Raw genomic sequence first — 19490 nt, 5'->3', positions numbered from 1 at the left:
CAAAACGAAACTAACGGAGTTATCAAATGAGCAACGGAACGCTGTACGACAAGGTATGGGAGAAGCACAAGGTAGCTGAGTTGCCGAGCGGACAGGATCAACTGTTCATCGGCCTGCACCTCGTCCACGAAGTGACGAGCCCGCAGGCATTCGGCATGCTCCGGGAGCGAGACCTCAACGTCGCCTACCCGAATCAGACCTTCGCAACGACCGACCACATCGCGCCGACCGAGGCCGAGAAGCGAAAGCGACCGCTGACCGACGAGCAAAGCGAGGAGATGCTGTCCGCGCTGGAACGGAACACCAGCGAGAACGGCATCACGTTCTTCGGTTTTGAATCTGGAAAGCAGGGCATCACCCACGTGGTCGCCCCCGAACTCGGCCTCTCGCAGCCGGGGATGACCGTCGCCTGCGGTGACAGCCACACGGCGACCCACGGCGCGTTCGGCTCTATCGGCGTCGGCATCGGCACCAGCCAGATCCGCGACGTGCTGGCGACCGGCTGCATTGCGGCCGACAAACAGAAAGTCCGCCGGATCAACGTCGAGGGCGAACTCGGCGAGGGCGTCTACGCCAAGGACATCATCCTGAAGATCATTCAGGACCTCGGCGTCGACGGCGGCGTCGGCCACGTCTACGAGTACGGCGGCCCGGCCATCGAAGCCCTCGATATGGAGGGCCGGCTGGCGGTCTGTAACATGTCTATCGAAGGCGGCGCTCGCGCGGGCTACATCAACCCCGACGAGACCACCTACGAGTACCTGCAGGGCCGCGAATACGTCCCCGAAGGCGAGGCCTTCGAGGAGCGCAAGGAGTACTGGGAGTCCATCAGCAGCGACGAGGACGCCGAGTACGACGATGTCGTCACCGTCGACGCCGACGACATCGACCCGCTTATCACGTGGGGGATCAACCCCGGCCAGGTCATCGAGATCACCGACAGCGTCCCGCACCCCGAGGACTTCGAGGCCCGAACGGATCGGGAGGCCGCCGAGCAGGCCCTCGAACACATGGATATCGAACCCGGCCAGTCGATGCTGGGCTACGATGTCGACGTGGCGTTCCTCGGTACCTGTACGAACGGCCGCGTCTCGGACTTCGAGGAAGCCGCGAAGATTCTGGAGGGCAACACGGTCGCCGACGGCGTCCGCGCACTCGCCGTCCCCGGCTCCGAGACCGTCCGCGAGGAGTGTGAAGCCCGCGGCATCGACGAGACGTTCATCAACGCCGGCTTCCAGTGGCGCAGGGCCGGCTGTTCGATGTGTCTCGNCATGAACGACGACNNNCTGGAGGGCGACGAGNNNTNNGCCTCCTCGTCGAACCGGAACTTCATCGGNCGCCAAGGCTCCAAAGAGGGCCGCACGGTCCTGATGAGTCCGGCGATGGTCGCAGCCGCGGCCGTCGAAGGCGAAGTCGCCGACGCCCGCGAGTACCTGGGCGACGATCCGGCTGGCAGTGCCAGCGGTGTTGGGGAGGCGGCTGACTAATGGCTCCTGAAAACCACATTACCGAAGTCGGCGGCACCGGCGTCCCGATCCCCGGCGACGACATCGACACCGACCAGATCCTGCCGGCGCGATTCATGAAGGAGGTCACCTTCGACAACATGGCCGACTACCTCTTCTACGACGCGCGGCGGGACGACGACGGGTTCAACGATCACCCGCTCAACCGCTTTGAGGGGGCGTCGATTGCCGTGGTCAACTCCAACTTCGGCTGTGGCTCCTCCCGTGAGCACGCGCCGCAGGCGATGATGCGCTGGGGCGTCGACGGCATCGTCGGCGTATCCTACGCCGAAATCTTCCGCGACAACTGCAAGTCGCTGGGGATTCCGGCGGTCACGACCGACCACGAGACCGTCACTGAGCTCCAGGAGTGGATCGAAGCCAACCCCGACGGCGACATCAACATCGATGTCGAAAACGAGGCCGTCACCTACGGCGACACGACCATTGACGTCGAGATCGACGACGCGATGAAGGAAGCCCTCGTCGAGGGCATCTGGGATACGACCGCGCTGATGTACTCGAACCGCAGCAAGGTCGAGGAAACGGTTGCTGGGCTGCCGTACGTCGAAGGCGACGACTAAGCTAACGTTCGCTGTATTCTATCTCTTCGGTTGTCCAGCCACGAGTGATCAGAAGTGATCGACAAGTCGGCCAGCCGCCGCCCCTGGCAGACTGAAAGGGCGAGACGCGCGTGGCGGCGAAGCCGCCACGTTTGCGGCGGTCGGCAGAGCCGACCGCCCGCTCGACGAACCCGGCCGACGCAAGCACTGCAGGAGTGAGCGTAGCGAACGACGAAGCGCGCAGCGAGGCCCGGGAGTCCAGAGCGTCGAGGGCTTTCTACACCTCTGTTGCCCAGTTAAAATCAGTCGAGTCGCCAGCGATCCACGCTACGCATCGACAGTTTCCGAATCAGTGTACCAGTAGGCCCAGAGAATCAACACGCCCTGAAGCGGCAGCCGTCCCCAGCGAATCAGCGGCGAGGGGTCGCCACCGCCGATTCCATCGACGACGACCATCGAGGTCGCCATATAGACGTTCGCCGGGAAAATCGCAACGAGCAGCGCAATCGTCGCCCACGCCGCGTAGCGTCGCGTTCGTGGAATCAACACCCCGACACCGACGGCGATTTCGGCGACGCCGGAGAGGTAGACCAGCGCGAGCGGCGCGGGCAGGAACGGCGGGATGATCTGGGCGTATAGCTCCGGGACGACAAAATGCAGGACGCCCGCGACGACGTAGAGCGGCCCCATCACGTAGAGTAGCGGGCGTTTGAACCGTTCCAAGCCATCCCTCATTACATCTGCTATGCAGACCGCAGGGAAGCGGTTTGGGGTGAATCTCGCCTTAATATATTGACCCGTACAGATTATTCAAAACAAGATTTAATATGAAATATGTGAATTTTACTCATCCATCATTCTTGAACTGGTCACGATAGCTATCATCTGTCTGAGTGTTTGTGGATTTCAGTGTGAGAGTTGTCAATTTTGAATTAGTTTCTTTTTCATAAATTCTCAACTCTCTATCTGCAGTTCCCAATTCAGCAACATCACCACCAACAGTAAGAATAAAACTGAAATCATGAGCATTATCGCTACACTCTATTGTATTTCCATTTTCGTTGTAATCATTAGGAACCTCCCATAGCCCGACCTCAAGTGGAGAATCAGGATCGAATTCTAAAATAAACTTGTTCATCCATTTTGGAACATTTACAAAAGCGTCAAATTCACTATATCCTTCTTCAAGTTCAAACTCATTAGAATAATGAGTGCGAGCAGGGGATTCTGACTCTGGATCAATTTGAACATAGAATATCTTTGTGTCATTTACTAACAGATATGAATAAGCCGCAAACCCAGAACAGACCAATAAAACCAGTATTGTAGCTTCATCAGAATAGTTGCCTTCAGGGATTAAAATCCCGGTTATTGCAGTAAAAGCTAAAATTAGAACTGGCACCACCCCAAAGGGTGCACGCCGGATCAGAGTTATAATTTTACCCCGCCGAGACATAAGGTCACTTATCTCCTCTAAGTTTTTCGAATCTTTCAATTAATTGGCTAGATATTCCTTCAGTCTCGTACCCTTCGTCAATCCCTTTCTTATAAATTTCTTTAAATGAGGATGTAGGTGGATATTTCTCTTCATTCGGGAGGTTAGTCCACATTTCGTAGAGGGATATGAATTCTGACACAAATGACACCGAGAGGGCCATCCTTTCTAAATCAGACAGCTTCTCTGGCAACTCTTTGCTTGTCAATATTTGAATACGATCATGACTGACATTTACGACTATTTTACGATCACAATAATTGAACATCGCCTCAATATTTTGTGGTGAATTACCTTCTAAAAGCTGGAGTAGTGCCACAGCAGAACCAGATTCTGCATTAGAAAATTTCGAGCTACTTCCAAAAGTATCTGGTTGTCCAACTAATTCTATCGACTGTAATTGTTGTATATTAATTAACGAATCGGTTTCTTCGCCTGAATAGTTATTATATATGAGCCAAATAAAGAAATCCCGATTGAATTCAATTTTTTCGGTTCGCAGGGAATTAACCAACGTTGACCTCATCCGAGTACGAATGTTATCCGATACCTGTTTAGATGCTCTTGTAAATAGGAACTTGGGAAACATCCAGAATAGATCAGAGGTTGAAATTTCCAAGGTGCTAGTTTCCCTAAAATCATCATCCTCCTCAATATATGCCAATCTTTCTTGGTATTCTTCTTGGATATATTTCACGTGAACAGTCTCGTCAAGGAAAGGGTATTCATCAAGCAATCCGGCTTGCCTCAGGAGCTCTCGCGTGTTTGTAACCCTAAATCCGTCACCAGGGTCAGAAGGCGTTCCTTGCTCATACTTTGGCAGTCTTTGTTTTAATTTCTCCTCTAAGTTTATTCCAGAAGTAATGTTTTCTAACTCGCCTTTTATTTCTGTTTTATATAAATAAAAAGAAAGCCAACCTGAATATTCAAATTCATCAGGAGAGTCTGGATCCGTTACTTGAGACATACTGACAGATGCTCACTACAATATTATAATGTCTTCGCAGGCAGAATATATAAACTATATTTATTTTTGCTTTGATGAGGACCCAAACGACTCCCACACATCGACATGCTCTTTTCAGTGCTGGAGAGACAGCGCGTATGAGCCATCGAATCGCCGTCATCGAAGGCGACGGCATCGGACAGGAAGTAATCCCAGCTGCCGTTGAGGTACTCGAATCGCTCGATCTCGATCTCGAATTCGTCGAAGGCGACGCCGGCGACGCGGTCAAAGAAGCCACCGGCGAGGCACTCCCACAGGAGACCTACGACCTCGCGGCCGACGCCGACGCCACGCTGTTCGGCGCGGCCGGCGAGACCGCCGCCGACGTGATTCTCCCGCTTCGGGACGCCGTCGACTCCTTCGTCAACATCCGCCCCGCGAAGGCGTACCCTGGCGTCAACGCCGTCCGGCCCGAAACTGACCTCGTTTTCCTCCGCGAAAACACCGAAGGCGTCTACTCCGGCCACGAAGACGATCTCTCGGATGACCTCTCGACGCTTACCCGCGTCGTCACCACCTCCGCCTCCGAGAAACTCGCCGAATTCGCCTGCGAGTACGTCGACGGCGAGGGGTTCAGCGTCGTCCACAAGGCCAACGTGATGCGGAAGACCGACGGCCGGTTCCGCGATGCGGTCGTTCGCGTCGCCGACGACCACGGCGTCGACACCGACGAAGTCCTGATGGACGCCTTCGCAACGCGGGTCTGTCTCGATCCCGAACAGTTCGACACTATTGTCTGTCCGAATCTGGCGGGCGACGTGCTCTCGGATCTCGCCGCCGGCCTCGTTGGCGGGCTCGGACTCCTGCCCTCCGCGAACATCGGCGACGACAACGCGCTGTTCGAGCCAGTCCACGGCACCGCACCCGACATCGCCGGCGAAGGCGTTGCCAACCCGATGGCGACAGTGCTCTCGGCGGCGATGCTACTCAATCATCTCGGCTACAGCGAGGAATCTGATCGCGTCGAGACCGCCGTCGAAACCGTCCTCGCCGAGGGGCCGCGAACGGCCGACCTCGGCGGCGACGCCGATACCGACGAGGTCACGCAGGCAATCATCGACGAACTGTAGCGGGACTGCTGCGAACAGCGAAAAGAGAGCCGTTAGCTCACGAACTCGGTCGCCGTTGAGGTGCCCTGTTCTTCTTCGGTGTCGAGCTGGAGCGACTGGTCGGTGATGTCGTCGAGGGCGTCCTTGCCCATCAGTGCGAGCATGGCGAAACCGACCTTCGTGATGATGTCGAGATAGACGATCACCATCATCTCGACGCCAGGCTCCAGCAGGCCGAACCCGACCGGCGCGAGCAGCCAGACCACGGGGTACAGCGTCCACAGCACGACCGTCACGTTCCGGAGTTTGGCGAAGACGATCCCGACCCGCTCGCTGGCGAAGCTCGCTCGATCCGGGAGTTCAGTGACCAGCAGGTAGGCTAAGGCGAGGTAGGCCACGCCGCCGAGTCCGAACAGCGTCAGCGACAGCACGCCCGAGGTGAAGATCGCGGCGATCCCCAGAGCGATCAACACCACGTCAAGTCCGATCAACAGCGCGTAGAGCTGTTTGCCCGGTTTGCACAGCAGCGTCAGGTAAAGGATCAACAGCGGTGTCGTCAACAGCCAGTCGACGTACCGCGGCGTGTAGAACGTCGCACCGTCGACTGGGATCGATCCCACGCCAAGCGAGGTCAGCGTGTAGGCGACCGTCGCGATCCCCGTGATCGCCGCAAGCACGCTGTAGTATTTCCGGTTTTTCGCGTCACGAACGGCGAAATACGCCGACGGGATCGTGCCGAGTGCCAGTGCTATCGCGCCGATCGCCGCCCAGCCGTTTGCTGAAAACAACATTAGGAATCACCGAAGTTGAAACCGCTGTCAGTTGCCTCGCTGTCCGTGTCCTGCCCGCCGTCGGTCGCGGCCGCGTCGGGAGTCGTTGCCGTCGCATCCGGCGACATTTCGCTGCCAGCCGTCGGCGAGGTCGATACCGAGCCACCGAGTTCACCCTCGCCCGCGTCGGCGTCAACCTCGAAGCGGTCGAGGGCCTCGTGCAGTTTCGCGGCCTGTGACCGGAGTTGCGTCGCCGAGGACTCGACCGTCTGGAGCGTCTCCTGCTGGTCGGTGGCCGTCTCCGTCACGTCGTCGGCCGTCTCGGTCGTCGTCTCGCTGATCTCGGCGACCTCGTCGATCATCTCGACGACCGAGTTGGCTGCGCGGGCCTGCTCCTCGGTCGTCCGGTTGATCTCGCTCATGCTGCTGTCGACCTCCTCAACGTACTCGATGACGTCGTTGAGCTGGTCGATGGCTCCTTCGACGGTCTCGACGCCCTGGCTGATCCGGACGGAGGTTTCGTCCATGCCGGCGACGGCTTCGCCAGTTTTCTCTTGGACGCGCTGAATGCGCCCTTCGATCTGGCCGGCAGCCTCCTTCGTCTCTTCGGCGAGTGACTTGACCTCCTCAGCAACGACCGCGAAGCCTTCACCCTCTTGGCCGGCGCGAGCGGCCTCGATAGAGGCGTTCAGCGCGAGCAGGTTCGTCTGCTCGGCGATCTCGCTGATCATATCGACGATCTCGCCGATCTCGTCCATCTCCTCGTCGAGCACTTCGATGTCCTCCAGCGTCTCGTTGGTCGTCGACTCGACGGCATCCATCTGTTCGATAGCGTCAGCCGCGGCGGCCTCCCCTTCGGTGCCGGCTTCGGTCGCCTGCTCGGTCGTTTCCGCGACCGTATCGACCGTCGCGGCGACCTCTTCGGCTCCCGAGGAGAGGCCGTCCATCTCGTCGGCGACATCTCGGAGGTTCTCGGTTTGGCGATGGGCTCCGTCCGAAATGTCCTCGACGGCGTTGGCGACGCCGCTGCTGTCCTCGTAGAGCTGGTCGGCGGTGCTATCGACGCTGGCGGCAGCGTCCTCGACGTGGTCGGCGAAGGTCATCACCTCGCTGACAGTCCCTTCCAGCTCGTCGAGCGTCTCGTTGAACGCGATGCCGACCTGCTGCATCGCCTCGCTGTCGGTGTCGGGATCGACGCGCTGGGTGAGGTCGCCGTCGGCGACGGCCTGCATCACACGTTCGTACTCGGCAGCCTTCTGTTCGATCCGTTCGGCCCGCTGTTCCATCTCCTCGCGGGCGGCCTGTGCGTCTTCTTGGGCCTCTTCGGCTGCCGAGATCTGCTCCCGCAGCGAGCGGCGCATCGAATCGAAGGCCTGGTGCAGCTGGCCGATCTCGTCGGTTCGCTTGGTATCGAGATCGACATCGAGATCGCCCTCGGCCATCTGGTCGGCCTTGGTTGTCAGCCGCCGCAGGGCGATGATCGTGTTGCTGCCGATCGTCACGCCGATCAGCGCGAGGCTGATGACGGTGACGAGAATCAATCCGAGAATGCTTGAGCCGATAACGCCGGCTTCCGCCCCGAACAGCGAACGAGCCTGGAAATAGACCAAGACGCCGGCCGCCGTGGCGAGGGCGACGACTCCCGCCAACGAAAGCGTAAGCTTCGTCGCGTAACTGTCGCGTATCCGATTGCGTGACTGCGTTTCAGCCATAGTAGAGTATTGGAACAGTGTCACGTATGCGTACGCGCTATGTTCATAGGGACACTCGACGATGGATATACCCAATCAATATAGGTTTTAGCGCAGAATCGGACAGCACAGTCGAACTATCTCGGCACCAACGCAACCGCGGCCTATGCAGAGAGGCCCCAAGCGAAGCCCGGCTTACGAGTCCGCTGATTCGAGGTAGGCCTCTCTGGCCGCCTCGAAGGCGTCTTTCGATTCGAGATGCTGTTGGAGTTCGTCGGCGTACGCCTGCGCGAGTGATTCGGCCGCTGCTAACTGCTCTTGATCGACGCCGTCGTCCGCACCGTTGCTGAGGCCCAGCGCGCCCTTGATCGAGTCGACAACACCCCCACTACCCTCATCGCCGGCGTCACGGGTGCCCCCAGCCATCGGCCCCATCTGCGAGCGGATCGACTCCAACTCCGGGATGATCGATTCGACGGCCTCGGTGTTGGCGACGATGCGGGCCTGGTCAGGGTCCTCGGCGTGCTCGATTTCGAGGTCGGTCGCCGTCATGATCAACCCCCACTCCTGGCTGGTGAATTGGGAAGCCTGTACGCGCTCGGTGAACGCTTGATCGACGGCCATCCGGTCGCCGACGATGGTGTCCGTCCAGTGGCTCATACCCGCGGTAGGACGGACCGCCGTTTCAGCGTTCGGGCCACGAGAGCGACGATCAGATGGCACCACTCATAGGCGTTCGACAGCTATCGGGCGTATGGACTACACGCGGCGACACGCAGTTGCAGCGGCTGGCAGCGCGGTCACGCTCGGTCTCGCAGGCTGTCTCGGTGGGGGCGGCGGCGACGCTCCCTACGATGGCCACCTCGGGCCGGCAAACAATTTCGACGGCGTCGTCGTCGATCGCACCGGAGAGAACGAGGTCACCGTCGCCGTCGGAGCCAACAGCGGGCTGTCGTTCGATCCGGCGGCCGTCAAAGTCTCGCCGGGAACGACCGTCGTCTGGAAGTGGACCGGTCGCGGCGGCCAGCACAACGTCATCGCCGACGATGGCTCCTTTGAGAGCGACTATTATCTCGAAGACAGCGGACAGTTCAGCTACACCTTCGAGACGCCGGGCGTCTACAAGTATCGCTGTACGCCCCACCAAACACAGGGGATGCTCGGCGTCGTCGAGGTCGTCGAAGCCTAATCAGCGACGTAGGCTATCGAAATCGTCGCCGCAGAGGCCGCCGCCGGTCGGGACGCTCGCAGTCCCGTCGGCTATCGTCACCGGATCAGCGGCCAGATCGTCGGCGAGCAGCGACCCAGTCGCCAGCCCACACGGGGCGATATCGGGAATCGACGCCGCGACATGGACTGCGGCCGATCGCGCGACGACGGCGTCGATCGTCGTGGTTACCACGGGTTCGACGCCTGCCTCGCGGGCGGCAGCAGCCGCCTGCGTTGCCCGTAGCGGCCCGCCGAGGGCCATCGGTTTGAGAATGATCACGTCGGCTGCGTCGGCATCAAGGACGGTTGAAACCGACGTTGTCGCCAGCGACTCATCGAGCGCGATATCGACGCCACGGCCGCGGAGCTCGCGGTGACCGGCGATGTCGGTTGCCGGCAGCGGCTGTTCGACGTACGCGATATCGAGAGGTGCGAGGCTGTCGAGTGCCCGCTCAGCGGTCGCTACGTCCCAAGCGCCGTTGGCGTCGGCACGGAGCGCGATATCGTCGCCAACGGCCTCACGGACGGCGCGAACGCGCTGGAGATCGGCGTCGAGAGAGCGGCTACCGACTTTGAGTTTCAGGCAGTCGTAGCCGTCGGCGACTGCGTCTTCGGCGGCAGCGACGGTCGAATCGATATTTTCGTCGCCGATTGTCGCGTTGACGGGCACCTGGTTCGGTACTGCGGAAGCATCGCCGTCGAAGGCAGCCTCCCGGAGCATCGCTGACAACGGAGTAGCCTCATTGCGACCGTGGCCGTCAAGCCCTGCGAGTTCGACGGCGTGAGCAGCCGCCGGTGTCGTCGCTGGGTCGGGGTGAGTCTCAGTATTTTCCTGGTCGGTCGCTTCGAGTACGTCTCTGCAGTCGTCGAGGGACTCAGTCCAGCCCGGCAGCGGAGTTGCTTCGCCGATGCCGTGGGGGGCCGTCGTGCCGTCGATGCCAACGAGAAATCCGCGGCGGTCAGTGATCGATCCGTGGGCCGTTTCCAGCGGCGATGTGAGCCGCAGGCTGAACGAGTCGATCCACATCAGAGCCCCAACCCCACGCCGAACAGCAGCGCGTAGCCCGCCAGCAGTTTCCCGGTCGTTTCCAGTGCGGGGTTGAGGGCCGCACCGCTCGTTTCAGTCCGAACCGTCTCGGCGACGCGGGCAGCGATCGGCAGCGTCAACAGCGGGAGCAACACAGTTGTTGAAAAATCGGTCGCCAGCCACAGCCAGACCGGCACCAGATACGCCAGTCCGAACAGACCGATGTACTCGGCACGGCTGAAACTGTAGCCGAACCGGACTGCCAGCGTGCGCTTGCCCGTCGTCTCGTCTTCGGCCTTATCACGGATGTTGTTGACGACGAGGATGTTCGTCGAAATCGCCGCGATCGGGAGGCTGGCGACGAAGGCTTCGAGCGTGACCGTCCCCGCCGGAATCGTCGTCGCCAGCGGCGCGGCCAACACGGCTGCGGCTTGGACGTAGTAGGTCCCAGTGACGGCAATCACGCCGAAAAAGACGAAGACGAAGAGGTCGCCGAGGCCGTGGTAGCCGAGCGGGTAGGGGCCGCCGGTGTAGGCAATCCCGGAGACGACCGACAGCAAGCCGATGATGAGAATCGGAACGCCGCCGATGTAGACGAGATAGCTGCCGACGACGACGGCAGCAGCGAACGTGAGATACATCGCAGCTTTGACGCGACCGGGTTCGATGAGGCCGGACTGCGTGACGCGGGTGAACCCCTCGCGGTCGTCGGTGTCGGCACCCTGAATCGCGTCGTAGTAGTCGTTGGCGAAGTTGGTACCGATCTGGATGAGCGCCGCGCCGATGAAGGCGGCGACGGCTGGCAACGGGGCAAACACGCCGTCGTTGACGGCGAGGCCGACGCCGACGATCACGGGCGCGGCCGCCGCCGGCAGCGTCTGCGGGCGGGCGGCGGCGACCCACGCTTGGGTCCGCGAGAGGTTCGAACCGCTCATTACCGTTCCTCAGTGCGGCCCGTGCCTGAATGTTGCCTTTCGCACACAGGTGAGGAGACTATTTAGGAGTGGACGCCAACGCCGACATATGGTCGATTACGACTCTTTACACGATCCGAACGCCGAGTACACGATGCGCGAGCTGTCCGGCGAAACGATGGGCGTCACCGGCACCCGCGGCGGCGACCGCGACGTCGAGATCACCGACGTACAGACGACGATGATCGACGGTAACTTCCCGTGGACCCTGGTGCGGATTTACACCGACAGCGGCGTCGTCGGCACCGGCGAGGCCTACTGGGGCGCGGGCATCCCCGAACTCATCGAGCGGATGAAACCCTTCGTCGTCGGCGAGAACCCCCTCGACATCGACCGCCTCTACGAGCATCTGATCCAGAAGATGTCCGGTGAGGGCAGCGTCGAGGGCGTCACCGTCACCGCCATCGCTGGGATCGAAATCGCCCTCCACGACCTCGCGGGCAAGATCCTCGACGTACCGGCCTACCAACTGCTGGGCGGCAAGTACCGCGACGAGGTGCGGGTCTACTGTGACTGCCACACCGCCGACGAGGCCGACCCCCAGGCCTGCGCCGACGAGGCCGAACGCGTCGTCGAGGAACTGGGGTACGACGCCCTCAAATTCGATCTCGACGTGCCGAGCGGCCTCGAAAAGGACCGCGCGAACCGCCATCTCCGTCCCGGCGAGATCCGNCACAAAGNCGANATCGTCGANGCGGTNACCGAGCGNGTNNNGGACCGCGCNGACGTNGCNTTCGACTGCCACTGGACGTTNTCGGGNGGNNNNGCGAAGCGNCTCGCCGCNGNGCTNGAGGAGTACGACGTNTGGTGGCTCGAAGACCCCGTCCCGCCGGAGAACCTCGAAGTCCAGGAGGAGGTCACCAAATCCACGATCACGCCGATCNCNGTCGGCGAGAACCGCTANCGNGTNACCGAGNNNCGACGACTCATNGAGAACNNNGCCGTCGACATCGTCGCGCCCGACCTCCCGAAGGTCGGCGGGATGCGGGAGACGCGGAAGATCGCCGACGTNGCGAANCAGTACTACNTCCCCGTNGCGATGCACAACGTCTCCTCGCCGGTGGCGACGATGGCGAGCGCGCACGTCGGCGCGGCGATCCCGAACTCGCTGGCCGTCGAGTACCACAGCTACGAACTCGGCTGGTGGGCAGACCTCGTCGAGGAAGACGTGATCGTCGACGGCTACATCGAGATTCCAGAGGAGCCAGGCCTCGGTGTCACGCTCGATATGGACGCCGTTGAGGAGCACATGGTTGACGGCGAGACGTTGTTCGACTGAGCAACGCGAAGTCGAGCCGGCGGAGCGTTGCTCCGCGCCGATCAGTGAACGAACTCCACCGACTCGCCGCCCGTATTTTCAGCCGGTAGGGACTGTATACTCTGTCGTCACGCGGCATGATTATTCCGTGACAGAATCGAGAGAATCGGTTTCGATAACCGAGGATGTTTTTATGCCCCGGCGTCACTGTTGTAGCTATGACCACGCAGGACCGGTTGCTCTTCCCGGGCGTCGATATCGATGGGCTTCCATCGGGAGCAGCCACCGCCGACGATCCACCGCCCGCGGCGACCGGGCGGTTGCTGACTGACGGCGGGCAGGACACCGGCAGAGCCGACGGCGACGCAGCGGGCGACGAGGAGGTGCCGAGCGCGTTGGACGGCGTCTCGGACGAACAACTCGAATCCGCCGATGTCGACCTCGACCAGCTCAAACAGTTGCCGAAAGACGAGCTGATCGGGCTGCTCTCGGAGATCATCGGCGACGACGAAGACGAGTCCACGACGGACGATGATTCGGCAGAAGCCACACAGGAGGCAGCGGCAACCACCGACGATGGCCAACCGGCGACCCCGAGCGACGAGCCGGCCGCTGAGGTCGAGTGGGAAACGAGCGACGAGTATCAGCGACCCGACGGAGTCGAGCTCGCTGCCGGCACGACGATGCTCGTCCAGTGTGGCTCCCAAGACGACCGCAAACACAAGGCCCGACGCGACCTCCTCGGACTCGATGAGACGAGCGACCGTAATGTCTTGCTCATCCAGTACCGATCGCTGGACGTTGAGCGGCTCGAAGAGATCGCAACCAACGCCAGCCGTGTCAAGGTCATCACGATCGGCTGTTCGCAGTCGGTGCCGAACGCAGTCAGCGACACCGTCGAAGTCGTCGACATCAACAACCCGAACGACGTGACGCGGTTGGGAATCCTCGCCACCAAGACGCTGGACGACTGGTCGGCTTTCGAGGGCGAGACCGCCGTCTCGCTCGACCCGTTGGACGTGTTGTTCCGGTACAAAACGGTCGAAGGGACGTTCCGGTTCCTGCACATTTTCCTCGGAAAGCTCAGCTCCGGTGGGGCGATCACGCACTTCTTCGTGAACCCCTCTGCGACCGATCCGAAAAACATCAACACGCTCAAACCGCTGTTCGATTATGTTATGACGATCGACGACGCCGGCGTGGACTTGGAAGGTGCCTGATTGCTGGCAGTCTCAGCCATCGTGATCGTTGGATGCACGGGGGGATTTTAGCACGGTTCAGCCGACGAAATAAGGGCCAGTCGGCGGGTTGTGAGCCACGAGTGTAGCGGCTTCGTTTTGCCGAAAAGTGCCATACTGCGTTTGGATCATAACGCTTAACCGTAACTGTGGCATCGAAACTGATAGCGGGATGGGATAGCCAGGAGATTCCGCCGGGCTCATAACCCGGAGATCGGTAGTTCAAATCTACTTCCCGCTATACTTTTGCGACAGTCACCCCAAAAAGTGGCGTCTCGTCGCCACGCCATCTCGACTGTCGCTGCATCTCGCACGGAATAGATTTGAATGAGGGAGCGAACGGAGTGAGCGACTGTTATTCAAATCTACTTCCCGCTATACTTCTCAGACTCACACGACAACGGCGAATCTCGGCTCGGCGTGAATCCGTAAGTCTGTGCGGATTGCTCGGAATAGTGTCGACTCATTAGAAATTAACATCCAGTTCGTCCGCGAGTGAGCCACCGCCGTCTGAGGAGTCATCGCCACCACCGTCTCCTGATTCGGATCCATCAGTCTCGGTTTCGTTGGTTGCGTCACCACCGGCCGAATCGTCCTCGGTTTCGTCGCCAGACTCCACGTCGACCTCAACTTCCCCATCGTCTTCGGAGACGTCCTCGACCCCAACTTCGTCGCGGAACCCACTACCGGAGAAGGATTTGATCACGCCGTATTCGCCTTCCGGGACGCGCCCTTTGATCACGAATTCGGAGATACTACCGAGATTGCCGTACAGATCGAAGATGTTCTCGATACGAAGTTCGACAGGTCGTGTCAGCGTCGGAATATCGTCCCAACAGGAAGCCGATCCGAGCACCCCGTCGCCATCGTGGGCTTCGGCGACGAGATGTGCAGTTTTCGACCCATGATCAGTCTCATTTTTGATTGTAATGAGCGTTGTAATACCGACATGAGAGGCGTAGTTGAGTTCGATGTTCTCGACCGTGAAATTCGGCAACCCCTTCGGTGGGCCCTCCGCGGTGTCAGAATCAGTCCCCTCGTTCTCGGATTCGGAAGTCACACCGTCGGCCTCGCTGTCGGTGGTAGAACCAGAATCAGCCTGTGAGAGCCCACGCTCAACACCGCTCACGCTGCCGAGACAACCGGCTACCGAGAGGGAGCCGGCGACTCCGAACAGCAGTTCGCGGCGGCCAGTCATGCGAGTACTGGACCGCAATTCTCAGTGTTGAACATGGGCTACCTGTGACCCTATTCGGTCTTCACAGGCTGTAAAGGATACATAGCGGATCACCCTGTTAAAAATACTCCTAAAATTATCTCTATCGATAATCGTATGGACGGATCAGAATTCACGAATCGAGTACCCGGTGCGAGCCATCACGCAGCGATGGGAGCCACTGGCTCCGCCGTCGTCAACACTCCCGATTCGATCCGGTCCTCACAGCCGAAAGGTGTCGCCACGCCGATTATCAGGTTTCGCTTTGTCGGCGCAGTCGGCGCAAAACCGCATCTCGCCGTCGTAATGGAGCCGACAGACGCTCGCCCCACACCGCGTGCAATCGTGTTCGGCGAGGCGAGACTCACAGAGTTGACAGACGCCTTCGACTGACATACAGTCGTTTCGGCCGGCTCGCAATTCAATCTTCGCCGGGCGAGCGGTGCCAGCCGAGGGCGTCCGCAACCGTGGGGATTGATACGTCACGATATCGAACTCGGGGGCAATGACAGGACCCGACGACGGGAGTTTGGCCGCCCTCGCTGAGGACGACCCCGAAGAGATGATCCGGATGCTCGCCCGCCTCGCTGACGACGACCATTTCGATGTGGACGAACTCGTCGGCATCGGCAAGGAGTGTGCGGCGGACGGTGTGAACCTCTTTCGCGTGTTGAGCGACCATCCGGAGCTCACCGACGAACATCTCGGGTTCGATATCGACGAGGTTCGCTCATTGGCGGAGACGTTCGACGACGCTATTGAAGCGGCAAACTGATCGACAGTCGTGTCGCTATCAGTGAATTGGAAACTAAAACGACGAATGGGTCAGGGCGGATTTGAACCGCCGACCTGCTCCGTGTGAAGGAGCCGTCATAACCAGACTAGACCACCGACCCAGCGACAGTCGCTACCTCTCGGCTGGACTTAAACCCTTCTCTCCGGGTGACGTTGTACTACAAAAAGAATGACCGCTGAGTGCGACGCTTAGGCGGCAGCGTCGTCGTCACCGCGGCGCTGGTCGACACGCCGTTTCGCGCCGGTCGCCGTTTCGACGACCCGCGCTGCGGTCGTCTCGGCGACGACGCGAGCCTTTTCGGCGCGGGTTTCAGGTTCCGGCTCCGGGACCTCTCGGCCGAGCCGGGAGCGAACCCGCCGAACAACAGGGGATAGCTCCTCGCTTAGTCCACGTTTGAGGTGCGATGCGGCTTGGCTGAGGTAGTACCGGGTATCACTGAAGTGCTTGTTCATATCTGTCCTTTCGGTTGCGACAGATAAAACTCTTGTGTCCCCACAGCGGCAACAGTTTTTAGACCGCTGTACAATCCGGCCACGTTACTGAGCAGAAGGTCTCCAGTTCTACTTTTAGGCCAACCTAAATCGAAACCTATACAAACCTTTAGGCGAACCTAAAGACACGGCTCGCAACGGGACATCCCGTCCCCGTTGCAGCCGGACTGCATCGCCTCCGTCTTGGAATCGACGGCACCGTTGGCATCATCCGTTCCGGGCCGACCGCCCAGCTCCCGTCTGTCCCCCCGGCGGTCGTCGCCCACTTCCGTTCTCACCCGGTGAGTTACGACGCTGTCGCGTGAAAAGTCCGATCGCTCAGTAGCTCGGCGATTCTTCGGGCACACCGTCGCGGGCGTTGACCAGCCGCGCGAACGTGAACAGCGCGTCGGATAAGCGGTTCAGATAGACCAACGCCTGCTTGTTGATCGGCTCGTTGTTAGCGAGTTCGACCGACCGTCGCTCCGCGCGGCGAGTGACCGCCCGAGCGTGATGCAGCGTCGCGCCGGTGTCACCGCCGCCCGGGAGAATGAACTCAGTGAGCGGCTCAAGCTCTTCGTCGGCAGTGTCGATCCACGATTCGACTTCCTCGACGTGGGACTCCTCGATTGCGGGGTCGTCGGATTCCGGCATCGAGAACTCCGCCTGGATGATATGGAGGTGGTTCTGGACGCCGGCCAGCCACTCGTCGAGATCCTCGTAGCCGGTCGGGCGCGCCCGGCCGATCAGGGAGTTCGCTTCGTCAACGACGCCGTAGGCTTCGATCCGGACGTTCGTTTTCGAGACGCGGGAGCGATCGCGAAGGTCGGTCAGCCCCTCGTCGCCGCGGCCAGTGTAGATACTCATGCGAGACTCCGTTCGATGAAGGTGAGAATGTTTTCACTCTCTGCCATCGTCACACCACGGGTCTCGTCGACGATGACGGGCACGCCGCGCTGGCCGCTGACCCGCTTGACCTCGTTGCGGTCAGAGTGGAGTGGATCGGTCCAGATCGTCTCGTAATCGATCTCGTTGTCGTCGAGGGCGTCGTGGACTTTCTCACAGTACGGACAGCCATCGAGCGCGTAGAGGGTGACCATATCGCTCCTTCGGGCGCGCCGTGGAAGTAGCTTATCACGAGTAAACGAAGGGCCGCGACGGCAGCGGTCGACGGCTACTCTGGGTCAATGTGATCGGCCAGCGAGTCCCGAATGATCGTCCCGCAGTAGGTGCATCTGACACCCTCGTCGACAACGCTGAATTTGGTTTCGACTGGCTCGTTGCTACCGGTCGTGATACAGTTGCGGTTCGGACAGGACAGCAGGCCGACGACGCTGTCGGGGCGGTCAACGCGGTTCTTCTCGGCGACATCGTAATCCCGGATGATGTTGATCGTCGCCTCGGGGGCGATCAGCGAGATCACATCGACCTCGGATTGGCTGAGTTCGCGGTCTTCGACCTTGACAACGTCCTTCTTGCCGAGGCGGTCGCTGGGGACGTTCATCCCAACGGAGACGCCCAAGCCTTCGCTGCCGTCGATACCGAGGATCGACAGCACGTTGAGGGCTTGGCCGCCGGTGACGTGGTCGATGACGGTGCCGTCGCGGATCTTCGCAACGTGGAGTTCGTGATCGCTCATAGCTCACCCTCCGAGAGCAGGAAATCAAGCAGTGCCATCCTGACCGGGACGCCGTTGTGTGCCTGTTCGAAGTACGTCGCCTGCGGCAACGCGTCGACACCGGGATCGATCTCGTCAACGCGGGGCAGCGGATGCATCACCGCGAGGTCGTCGCTGGCGGCTTCCAAGGTGTCGGCGTCGATCTGATACTCGCCGGCGATCTGTTCGTACTCAGTTTCGTCGGGGAACCGCTCGCGCTGGATGCGGGTCACGTAGAGCACGTCGAGTTCGGGCAGGACATCATCGAGATCGGTGTGTTCGCGGAGTTGCGCGCCGGCGTTGTGGAGATCGAACCGGACGCTACGGGGGAGTTGGAGGCTCTCGGGGCTGATGAAGTGCTGGCGCGCGTCGAAGTTGGTCAGCGCGTCGGCCAGCGAGTGGACCGTCCGGCCATACTTGAGATCGCCCATAATGCCGATCGAGAGGTCGTCGAGGCCGACGTTCTCGCGGATCGTATAGAGATCGAGGAGGGTCTGGCTGGGGTGGTGGCCCGCGCCGTCGCCGGCGTTGATGACGGGCACGTCAACGAACTCGGCGGCCATCTTCGCCGCGCCCTCGCTGGGATGGCGGAGCACGAGCGCGTCGGCGTAGCCCTCGACGACGCGGACGGTATCGGCGAGGCTTTCGCCCTTTTTGACCGAGGAGGATTCGACCGTTCCCATGTCGGTCGTCGCGCCGCCGAGGCGTTTGATCGCGGTCTCGAAGCTCATCTTCGTGCGCGTGCTCGGCTCGAAAAAGCAGAGGGCGAGGACGGCCTCCCGGTATCGGTCGGCCATCGCCGCGGGGTCGGCGTCGATCTCCGCCGCTCGGTCGAGCACCGCCTCGATGTCGGCCCGCGAGAGTTGAGTCGCGGTGATGAGGTGGTCCTGACGCATTATCTCACTGCGATGGGCCGACGCTATTGAATCCCGTGGGTTGGGCGAGCCACGTTTTTGTCTCGGCCGTCCCAATCGAGGTTATGACACAGGTCGACCCCGAAACATTGCTGCCGAACGAGCACGTCAAACAGGCTGTCGCAGCCGGCGAGATCACCCAGATGACCCGCGGGCAGGCGTACGTCGACGAAGGCGATACATTCGACATCGACGGCGACGCCTTCGAGGTGACGAGCGTCGAAGAAATCAAACTCGGCGATCTCACCGACGCCGACGCCCAGCGGGAAGGCTCAGCGGATCTCGACGCCTACAAGGAGCGATTGGTTCGGGTTCACGGCGGCGACTTCGAATGGAACGACGATGCCGACGTGGTAAGACACCAGTTCGAACCGCAGTCGTCGGAGAATTAGTCGTCGTCAGCGGGCGCGGCGTCGGCGGCTCCGCTGGCAGCATCGTTCTCGATGCTCGGCGGGTAGACGCCGCGTTCGAGTTTGAGATCCGACTGCGGGCGGGCCATGCAGGTCAGCGCGTAGTTCTCTCGCTCCTGNTCGGTGAAGCCGCGCTTCGTNGCNNCNGNCTGNNCGACNTCGCCCTCGACGATCTCGGCGCTGCAGGCGAGACACATCCCGACGCGACAGGAGTACTCCTGCGCGATNCCCTCNTCNANACA

At 60.6% G+C, this 19490-nt stretch carries 24 protein-coding genes and 2 tRNA genes (1 of these 26 cut by a window edge); 9 read left to right on the top strand and 17 right to left on the bottom strand.

Translation table 11 applies throughout. From position 1 onward, the window contains the following. Positions 1-26 precede the first annotated feature (26 nt). Both leuC and leuD read left to right on the top strand, forming a co-directional pair. Positions 27-1487, top strand: coding sequence for a 3-isopropylmalate dehydratase large subunit (gene leuC, locus EGH24_RS04275; RefSeq protein WP_142978935.1), 1461 nt, complete (start codon positions 27-29; stop codon positions 1485-1487). After that, a complete protein-coding gene (gene leuD / locus EGH24_RS04270; RefSeq protein ID WP_142978934.1) occupies positions 1487-2089 on the top strand; it encodes a 3-isopropylmalate dehydratase small subunit in 603 nt (200 codons plus the stop codon). Before leuC ends, leuD begins: the two co-directional genes overlap by 1 nt. A gap of 306 nt (positions 2090-2395) precedes the next feature. Here leuD and EGH24_RS04265 read toward each other — a convergent pair whose 3' ends face one another. The 3 genes from EGH24_RS04265 to EGH24_RS04255 all read right to left on the bottom strand — a co-directional run bounded on the left by EGH24_RS04265 (position 2396) and on the right by EGH24_RS04255 (position 4530). Beyond that, a complete protein-coding gene (locus EGH24_RS04265; RefSeq protein WP_185903231.1) occupies positions 2396-2803 on the bottom strand; it encodes a DoxX family protein in 408 nt (135 codons plus the stop codon). Positions 2804-2915: 112 nt separating this feature from the next. After that, positions 2916-3470 carry a hypothetical protein gene (locus EGH24_RS04260; protein WP_142978933.1) on the bottom strand — a complete coding sequence of 185 codons (555 nt, stop codon included), beginning with the start codon at positions 3468-3470 and terminating at the stop codon, positions 2916-2918. A gap of 58 nt (positions 3471-3528) precedes the next feature. Continuing rightward, positions 3529-4530 carry a hypothetical protein gene (locus EGH24_RS04255; protein WP_142978932.1) on the bottom strand — a complete coding sequence of 334 codons (1002 nt, stop codon included), beginning with the start codon at positions 4528-4530 and terminating at the stop codon, positions 3529-3531. Between the two features lie 137 nt (positions 4531-4667). On the opposite strand from EGH24_RS04255, the gene leuB reads away from it, so the two are divergent. Further along, complete coding sequence (gene leuB, locus EGH24_RS04250; RefSeq protein WP_142978931.1) at positions 4668-5639, top strand: 3-isopropylmalate dehydrogenase; 972 nt, start codon at positions 4668-4670, stop codon at positions 5637-5639. A 32-nt stretch (positions 5640-5671) separates the two neighbouring features. Here leuB and EGH24_RS04245 read toward each other — a convergent pair whose 3' ends face one another. The 3 genes from EGH24_RS04245 to EGH24_RS04235 form a co-directional block, all read right to left on the bottom strand. Continuing rightward, a complete protein-coding gene (locus EGH24_RS04245; RefSeq protein WP_142978930.1) occupies positions 5672-6409 on the bottom strand; it encodes a bacteriorhodopsin in 738 nt (245 codons plus the stop codon). Beyond that, a complete protein-coding gene (locus EGH24_RS04240) occupies positions 6409-8100 on the bottom strand; it encodes a methyl-accepting chemotaxis protein (protein WP_142978929.1) in 1692 nt (563 codons plus the stop codon). Before EGH24_RS04240 ends, EGH24_RS04245 begins: the two co-directional genes overlap by 1 nt. A gap of 174 nt (positions 8101-8274) precedes the next feature. Beyond that, a complete protein-coding gene (locus tag EGH24_RS04235) occupies positions 8275-8739 on the bottom strand; it encodes a DUF5799 family protein (protein WP_142978928.1) in 465 nt (154 codons plus the stop codon). A gap of 94 nt (positions 8740-8833) precedes the next feature. Between EGH24_RS04235 and EGH24_RS04230 the strand changes: the two genes are divergently transcribed. Continuing rightward, complete coding sequence (locus EGH24_RS04230; RefSeq protein WP_142978927.1) at positions 8834-9268, top strand: halocyanin domain-containing protein; 435 nt, start codon at positions 8834-8836, stop codon at positions 9266-9268. Here EGH24_RS04230 and EGH24_RS04225 read toward each other — a convergent pair whose 3' ends face one another. After that, positions 9269-10315 carry a mandelate racemase/muconate lactonizing enzyme family protein gene (locus tag EGH24_RS04225; protein ID WP_142978926.1) on the bottom strand — a complete coding sequence of 349 codons (1047 nt, stop codon included), beginning with the start codon at positions 10313-10315 and terminating at the stop codon, positions 9269-9271. Next, complete coding sequence (locus EGH24_RS04220; protein WP_142978925.1) at positions 10315-11250, bottom strand: 1,4-dihydroxy-2-naphthoate polyprenyltransferase; 936 nt, start codon at positions 11248-11250, stop codon at positions 10315-10317. The genes EGH24_RS04225 and EGH24_RS04220 overlap by 1 nt, the downstream gene beginning before the upstream one ends. Before the next feature lie 88 nt (positions 11251-11338). Between EGH24_RS04220 and EGH24_RS04215 the strand changes: the two genes are divergently transcribed. The 3 genes from EGH24_RS04215 (at position 11339) to EGH24_RS04205 (ending at position 14026) form a co-directional block, all read left to right on the top strand. Then, on the top strand, positions 11339-12568 hold the full coding sequence (locus tag EGH24_RS04215) for a mandelate racemase/muconate lactonizing enzyme family protein (protein ID WP_142978924.1): 1230 nt from the start codon (positions 11339-11341) through the stop codon (positions 12566-12568). A gap of 197 nt (positions 12569-12765) precedes the next feature. Beyond that, positions 12766-13767: a DUF7504 family protein gene (locus EGH24_RS04210; RefSeq protein WP_142978923.1), complete on the top strand. Its 1002-nt coding sequence runs from the start codon at positions 12766-12768 to the stop codon at positions 13765-13767. A gap of 184 nt (positions 13768-13951) precedes the next feature. Next, positions 13952-14026: transfer RNA gene (locus EGH24_RS04205), tRNA-Met, on the top strand. Between the two features lie 225 nt (positions 14027-14251). Here the strand turns inward: EGH24_RS04205 and EGH24_RS04200 are convergent. Beyond that, complete coding sequence (locus EGH24_RS04200; RefSeq protein ID WP_142978922.1) at positions 14252-14983, bottom strand: hypothetical protein; 732 nt, start codon at positions 14981-14983, stop codon at positions 14252-14254. Between the two features lie 240 nt (positions 14984-15223). Continuing rightward, entirely contained in the window at positions 15224-15397 is a 174-nt protein-coding gene (locus EGH24_RS15235; RefSeq protein WP_185903230.1) for a hypothetical protein, read from the bottom strand. A 109-nt stretch (positions 15398-15506) separates the two neighbouring features. Between EGH24_RS15235 and EGH24_RS04195 the strand changes: the two genes are divergently transcribed. Further along, on the top strand, positions 15507-15776 hold the full coding sequence (locus EGH24_RS04195; protein WP_142978921.1) for a hypothetical protein: 270 nt from the start codon (positions 15507-15509) through the stop codon (positions 15774-15776). Between the two features lie 46 nt (positions 15777-15822). Here the strand turns inward: EGH24_RS04195 and EGH24_RS04190 are convergent. From EGH24_RS04190 to pyrB, 6 genes are all read right to left on the bottom strand, one after another. Then, positions 15823-15897 (bottom strand) — tRNA-Val (locus tag EGH24_RS04190). Positions 15898-15985: 88 nt separating this feature from the next. Then, positions 15986-16249 (bottom strand): DUF7553 family protein, encoded by a 264-nt coding sequence (locus EGH24_RS04185; protein ID WP_142978920.1) that lies wholly within the window; start codon positions 16247-16249, stop codon positions 15986-15988. Between the two features lie 357 nt (positions 16250-16606). Then, on the bottom strand, positions 16607-17134 hold the full coding sequence (locus EGH24_RS04180) for a cob(I)yrinic acid a,c-diamide adenosyltransferase (protein ID WP_142978919.1): 528 nt from the start codon (positions 17132-17134) through the stop codon (positions 16607-16609). Then, entirely contained in the window at positions 17131-17367 is a 237-nt protein-coding gene (locus tag EGH24_RS04175; RefSeq protein ID WP_142978918.1) for a glutaredoxin family protein, read from the bottom strand. Before EGH24_RS04175 ends, EGH24_RS04180 begins: the two co-directional genes overlap by 4 nt. A 74-nt stretch (positions 17368-17441) precedes the next feature. After that, positions 17442-17906 carry an aspartate carbamoyltransferase regulatory subunit gene (gene pyrI, locus EGH24_RS04170; protein ID WP_142978917.1) on the bottom strand — a complete coding sequence of 155 codons (465 nt, stop codon included), beginning with the start codon at positions 17904-17906 and terminating at the stop codon, positions 17442-17444. Continuing rightward, on the bottom strand, positions 17903-18820 hold the full coding sequence (pyrB, locus tag EGH24_RS04165; RefSeq protein ID WP_142978916.1) for an aspartate carbamoyltransferase: 918 nt from the start codon (positions 18818-18820) through the stop codon (positions 17903-17905). Before pyrB ends, pyrI begins: the two co-directional genes overlap by 4 nt. A gap of 83 nt (positions 18821-18903) precedes the next feature. On the opposite strand from pyrB, the gene EGH24_RS04160 reads away from it, so the two are divergent. Next, positions 18904-19230, top strand: coding sequence for an ASCH domain-containing protein (locus EGH24_RS04160; protein ID WP_142978915.1), 327 nt, complete (start codon positions 18904-18906; stop codon positions 19228-19230). On the opposite strand, the gene EGH24_RS04155 is transcribed toward EGH24_RS04160, so the two are convergent. Further along, positions 19227-19490, bottom strand: partial view of a 2Fe-2S iron-sulfur cluster-binding protein gene (locus EGH24_RS04155; RefSeq protein ID WP_142978914.1) — the 3' portion only. Its footprint extends 78 nt past the window's final position; the window shows 264 of its 342 coding nt (coding positions 79-342); its start codon lies off the right edge, out of view — the gene reads right to left on this strand; its stop codon occupies positions 19227-19229. The two genes, EGH24_RS04160 and EGH24_RS04155, sit on opposite strands and share 4 nt — an antisense overlap.

It is taken from the genome of Halonotius terrestris (assembly GCF_006861665.1).
Taxonomy (GTDB): Archaea; Halobacteriota; Halobacteria; order Halobacteriales; family Haloferacaceae; genus Halonotius; species Halonotius terrestris.
The sequence above is the reverse complement of the archived record's forward strand: the minus strand, read 5'-3'. Positions and strand labels throughout refer to the sequence as shown.

Coding starts and splice junctions, on each gene's coding strand:
- leuD (WP_142978934.1), top strand. CDS start 1,487: ATGGCTCCTGAAAACCACATTACCGAAGTCGGCGGCACCGGCGTCCCG.
- EGH24_RS04265 (WP_185903231.1), bottom strand. CDS start 2,803: ATGAGGGATGGCTTGGAACGGTTCAAACGCCCGCTACTCTACGTGATG.
- EGH24_RS04255 (WP_142978932.1), bottom strand. CDS start 4,530: ATGTCTCAAGTAACGGATCCAGACTCTCCTGATGAATTTGAATATTCA.
- leuB (WP_142978931.1), top strand. CDS start 4,668: ATGAGCCATCGAATCGCCGTCATCGAAGGCGACGGCATCGGACAGGAA.
- EGH24_RS04245 (WP_142978930.1), bottom strand. CDS start 6,409: ATGTTGTTTTCAGCAAACGGCTGGGCGGCGATCGGCGCGATAGCACTG.
- EGH24_RS04240 (WP_142978929.1), bottom strand. CDS start 8,100: ATGGCTGAAACGCAGTCACGCAATCGGATACGCGACAGTTACGCGACG.
- EGH24_RS04235 (WP_142978928.1), bottom strand. CDS start 8,739: ATGAGCCACTGGACGGACACCATCGTCGGCGACCGGATGGCCGTCGAT.
- EGH24_RS04230 (WP_142978927.1), top strand. CDS start 8,834: ATGGACTACACGCGGCGACACGCAGTTGCAGCGGCTGGCAGCGCGGTC.
- EGH24_RS04225 (WP_142978926.1), bottom strand. CDS start 10,315: ATGTGGATCGACTCGTTCAGCCTGCGGCTCACATCGCCGCTGGAAACG.
- EGH24_RS04220 (WP_142978925.1), bottom strand. CDS start 11,250: ATGAGCGGTTCGAACCTCTCGCGGACCCAAGCGTGGGTCGCCGCCGCC.
- EGH24_RS04210 (WP_142978923.1), top strand. CDS start 12,766: ATGACCACGCAGGACCGGTTGCTCTTCCCGGGCGTCGATATCGATGGG.
- EGH24_RS04200 (WP_142978922.1), bottom strand. CDS start 14,983: ATGACTGGCCGCCGCGAACTGCTGTTCGGAGTCGCCGGCTCCCTCTCG.
- EGH24_RS15235 (WP_185903230.1), bottom strand. CDS start 15,397: ATGTCAGTCGAAGGCGTCTGTCAACTCTGTGAGTCTCGCCTCGCCGAA.
- EGH24_RS04195 (WP_142978921.1), top strand. CDS start 15,507: ATGACAGGACCCGACGACGGGAGTTTGGCCGCCCTCGCTGAGGACGAC.
- EGH24_RS04185 (WP_142978920.1), bottom strand. CDS start 16,249: ATGAACAAGCACTTCAGTGATACCCGGTACTACCTCAGCCAAGCCGCA.
- EGH24_RS04180 (WP_142978919.1), bottom strand. CDS start 17,134: ATGAGTATCTACACTGGCCGCGGCGACGAGGGGCTGACCGACCTTCGC.
- EGH24_RS04175 (WP_142978918.1), bottom strand. CDS start 17,367: ATGGTCACCCTCTACGCGCTCGATGGCTGTCCGTACTGTGAGAAAGTC.
- pyrI (WP_142978917.1), bottom strand. CDS start 17,906: ATGAGCGATCACGAACTCCACGTTGCGAAGATCCGCGACGGCACCGTC.
- pyrB (WP_142978916.1), bottom strand. CDS start 18,820: ATGCGTCAGGACCACCTCATCACCGCGACTCAACTCTCGCGGGCCGAC.
- EGH24_RS04160 (WP_142978915.1), top strand. CDS start 18,904: ATGACACAGGTCGACCCCGAAACATTGCTGCCGAACGAGCACGTCAAA.